This window comes from Mycobacterium sp. (assembly GCF_036488105.1).
Lineage (GTDB): Bacteria > Actinomycetota > Actinomycetes > Mycobacteriales > Mycobacteriaceae > Mycobacterium.
Genome location: NZ_DASXHW010000263.1, coordinates 1 through 3,962, shown reverse-complemented (window position 1 = coordinate 3,962; position 3,962 = coordinate 1). Strand labels below are relative to the sequence as shown.

General features: G+C 68.3%; 4 protein-coding genes and 1 pseudogene. 3 read left to right on the top strand and 2 right to left on the bottom strand.

The features are described from left to right. Positions 1 to 426, top strand: a pseudogene (locus VGH54_RS13605) (hypothetical protein); the annotation flags it as partial. Then, positions 423 to 962, top strand: coding sequence for an XRE family transcriptional regulator (locus VGH54_RS13600; RefSeq protein WP_331512541.1), 540 nt, complete (start codon positions 423 to 425; stop codon positions 960 to 962). The pseudogene VGH54_RS13605 and the gene VGH54_RS13600, both read left to right, overlap by 4 nt. Before the next feature lie 90 nt (positions 963 to 1,052). Here the strand turns inward: VGH54_RS13600 and VGH54_RS13595 are convergent, their stop codons facing one another. Further along, positions 1,053 to 1,742, bottom strand: a complete 690-nt coding sequence (locus VGH54_RS13595; protein WP_331512540.1) for a hypothetical protein — start codon at positions 1,740 to 1,742, stop codon at positions 1,053 to 1,055. Then, positions 1,739 to 2,359, bottom strand: coding sequence for a hypothetical protein (locus VGH54_RS13590; RefSeq protein WP_331512539.1), 621 nt, complete (start codon positions 2,357 to 2,359; stop codon positions 1,739 to 1,741). Before VGH54_RS13590 ends, VGH54_RS13595 begins: the two co-directional genes overlap by 4 nt. 131 nt (positions 2,360 to 2,490) lie before the next feature. On the opposite strand from VGH54_RS13590, the gene VGH54_RS13585 reads away from it, so the two are divergent. Then, positions 2,491 to 3,962, top strand: a 1,472-nt coding sequence (locus VGH54_RS13585; RefSeq protein WP_331512538.1) for a M13 family metallopeptidase, incomplete at its 3' end; no start/stop codon positions are given.

The window sequence follows — 3,962 nt, the reverse complement described above, 5'->3', positions numbered from 1 at the left end:
TTGCAAGCCGACACCGAGCCCGATCAGCCGCACTTCGAACGGAGCAGCCCGCTGGAGACCACCCACGTGCAGCTGCCCACCGGCGACCGGCTGCAGGTCCCGACCGGCGCCGAGACGCTGCGGCTCAAGGGTTATCTGATCATGAGCCGCAACAGCAGCCGGGACTACGCCGAATTTGCTGAGCTGGTCGACACGATGGACGCCGAGACCGCCGCAGTCGTGCTGGCCGGTATGGACAGGTATTACTCTGGTCAATCACCCCGGCGACAATGGATCGCCAGCCAGTTGGTCCGTCGCCTTGCTGACCCGCATCCGTCGGATCTTGTTAACGACGGTTGGCCGGAGTCCGATACGAAGGCAGACTGGGAAGGCGTCAAACAGCGCTGCCTCTCGGTAGCGGTGGCGATGCTGGAGGAGGCGAGGTGACGTTGGCAGCGGATCGACGCCATGGACAGGCGCCGCACCATCCTCCAGCGCGTCCTCGTAACGGCGATCGCCCGGTCGAGTTCTGGCCGACTTCGGCAATCCGCTCAGCGCTCGAAGGCGGCGACATCGCCACCTGGAAGCAGATCGCGGTCGCGATCAAACGCGATCCGTTTGGGCGCACCGCCCGCCAGGTCGAAGAAGTGCTGGAGACGTCACGGCCCTACGGCATCTCCAAAGCGCTCGCGGAAGTGCTCGACCGCGCCCGCGCCAACCTGGAGGCCAACGAGCGCACCGAGGTGGCCCGCCACGTCGGCGTCCTGATCGAGCGGTCCGGGCTGAAGCTGCCCGAGTTCGCGTCCCGGATCGGCGTGCCCGCCGACGAGTTGGGCGCCTACCTCGATGCCACGACCAGCCCGTCGGCGTCGTTGATGATCCGGATGCGCCGACTGTCGGACCGCTTCGCCAAGGCCCGGTCGCACGAACCGCCACAGCCGCAGTCGCCCCAGCGCGCCCGTCCGCGGCCGCCGCGCGGCTAGGAGATGATCGGTCGCCCCGACGACGCTAGCGCGAAATAGCCGTCGTGGCTGTGATTCTCGAAACCACGACCATAGCTACGATCTCGCGAATCAGCGAGGGTTGAGCGGCGATACGCCGAGCACCAGCCAACGGCCCTGCTGCTTGGTGAGCGTCACCCGCAGCGCCAGCACCGCGTTGCTGGACGGTTGGCCCGGCTCATTCTGGGTGGCCCGCATGATCACCGCCACGCTGGCGGCCCTGGGTCCGAGCGCCTCGAGGCCGGCCTCCGCCGTCGACGCGGTCGCGGTGACGTTGCGGTGTGCCAGATCCCCTGTGGCCTTACCGAATTGGTCCCTGAATGCGTTGCCCTGTTCCGGGACCATCATGGCCACCGCCCGGTCGATGGCGGCCATCGGCTCCTGGGGCGAGAACGTCGCCGTCGCCTCGGCCATGCTGGTGGCGATGCGCACCACCTCGGCCGTGTCGACCTTCAGGTCGTGGTCCGGCGTCGTCCAGTGCCGGTAGCCGGTGAGCACGGCCGCGACCAATGCCGCCGTGCACAGCGCGACGACGGCGAGGCGCAACGCGGGTGCATCGTCGTCGGTACCCACTGTCACCGAATCACGGCGCAGCAGAAAGATATTCACTGCAACGCCTTCGACGATCAGCAGCACCAGCACCGAACACAACGACACCCACCACGCCGGCCACGCCAGCACCACGCCGATCGCCAGCAGTGCGGCGATCGCGGCCAGCGGTGCCGCGACGTCAAATGTCAATACCCGCCAGGCGTTCCTCATCGGATCGACTCCAGCCGGGAGATCATCAGCTTGCCGTCCACGTCGGAGATCCCCAGCCGCAAGTTCCAGTGCACGGTTTGCGGCTTGCCACCGGCATTTTCGCTGACCGAGGTGGCTACCACCATGACCGTGTCGGTGCGACGGGCGATCGACGCCGGCAATTGCTCAGCCGGCGCAAGACGGCCGGGCTGGGCGTCCAAGTCGTGGTGCACGGACTCGAACGCCACCGCTTCGACCTCGCCGCGGCTGCGCGACTGCAACCGCTCCACCACTTGCTGGTAGGGCTGAATCGACGAGTCGAAGTCGGCGTTCAGTTGCCCGACGGTCCCGTCGTGCAGCCGCTGCAAGCTTTCCTTGATGTTGTCGGTGTTCATGTTGATCAGCACGCCGGTCCACTCGGCCGCGGCCTGCATCGCCCGGCTCTGGTAGCTGCGCTCTTCCACGTCGCTGCGATGGGAGTTCCAGATCACCACGCCCAGCGCGACGGCGGCCACGCACAGCGCACCCAGCACCGCCGATGCGACGCCGTAGGGCGAGAAGACCCGGCCGACGGACTCGTCGGGCGTCGCCTCATCGGCGCGGTCGTCGGTCGGCTCGGCCTGCTCCTCGTCGGGCATGGCCGTGAGCCTAGCCGGGCGACGGTGCAGCCCCCGCGGGGCGATGAGGTGGGGGCGCCCCCAGCCGCAGAGCGGCGAGGGGGCAAGCCCGCCGGTCAGACCCAGCCCGGAGGTTAAGTAACAATGGTGGCGTGACGGTAGAAGCTATCCGCTCGGGCATCGACCTGAGCTATGTCGACGCTGGTGCCCGCCCTCAAGACGACCTGTTCGGTCACGTCAACGGTCGCTGGCTGGCGGACCATCGGATGCCCGCCGACCGCGCCACTGACGGCGCCTTTCGGCTGCTAGCCGACCGCGCCGAGGAGCAGGTGCGCGACATCATCACCGACGCCGCCGCGGCGAACGCCGCCGAGGGCACCGATCCGCAGCGCATCGGCGACCTGTACGCCAGCTTCATGGACGCCAAGACCATCGCGGGCCTGGGCGTCCGCCCGCTGCTCGATGAGCTCGCCGGCGTCGACGCCGCGCTGACGCCCACCCAGCTGGCGGCCGAGCTCGGCGAGCTGCAGCGGACCGGCATCGGTGGTGGCACCGGCGTGTACGTCGACACCGACTCGAAGGACTCCACCCGCTACCTGCTGCACATTTCGCAGTCAGGGCTCGGGCTGCCCGACGAGTCGTACTACCGCGACCCGCAGCACGCGGCGATCCTCGCGGAGTACCCGAAGCACATCGCGCGGATGTTCGCGCTCGTCTACGGCGATCAAAAAGCCGACTGGGATGCGAACGCCGCGCAGATCGTCGCGCTGGAAACCAAGATCGCGGCCGCGCACTGGGACGTGGTGAAGCGCCGCGACGCCGACCTGACCTACAACCTGCGCACATTCGACGAATTAAGCTCGGAGGCAACCGGTTTCGACTGGGCCGTGTGGCTGCACGCGCTGGGCGCCGCCACCGAGCAGGCCGCCGAGGTCGTCGTTGGCCAGCCCGACGCGCTGACCGCTTTCGCCGCGCTGTGGGAGAGCGAGGACCTCGAGGACTGGAAGCGCTGGCTGCGCTGGCGGGTGATCAGCGGGCGAGCGTCGATGCTGACCGACGACCTCGTCGACGAGAACTTCGCGTTCTACGGGCGCACGCTGTCGGGCACCGAGGCGTTGCGCGACCGCTGGAAGCGCGGCGTCGCGCTGGTCGAGAACCTGATGGGCGACGCCGTCGGCCGGCTCTACGTCGAGCGGCACTTTCCGCCGGACGCCAAGGCCCGGATGGACGAGCTGGTGGCCAACCTGCGCGAGGCCTATCGGGTCAGCATCACCGACCTGGAGTGGATGACGCCGGAGACCCGGCAGCGGGCGCTGGACAAGCTCGACAAGTTCACGCCGAAGATCGGTTATCCCGCGAAGTGGCGCGACTACTCGACGCTCGTCATCGCGCGCGACGACCTGTACGGCAACTACCAGCGTGGCTACGCGTTGGAGTACGACCGCGAGCTGGCCAAGCTCGGCGGCCCGGTGGACCGCGACGAGTGGTTCATGACGCCGCAGACCGTCAACGCGTACTACAACCCGGGCATGAACGAGGTCGTCTTCCCGGCCGCGATCCTGCAGCCGCCGTTCTTCGACGCCGAGGCCGACGACGCGGCCAACTACGGCGGCATCGGGGCGGT

What these genes read in the sequence shown, in the direction of transcription:
- VGH54_RS13595 (WP_331512540.1), bottom strand. Translation starts at nt 1,742, where the DNA reads ATGAGGAACGCCTGGCGGGTATTGACATTTGACGTCGCGGCACCGCTG.
- VGH54_RS13590 (WP_331512539.1), bottom strand. Translation starts at nt 2,359, where the DNA reads ATGCCCGACGAGGAGCAGGCCGAGCCGACCGACGACCGCGCCGATGAG.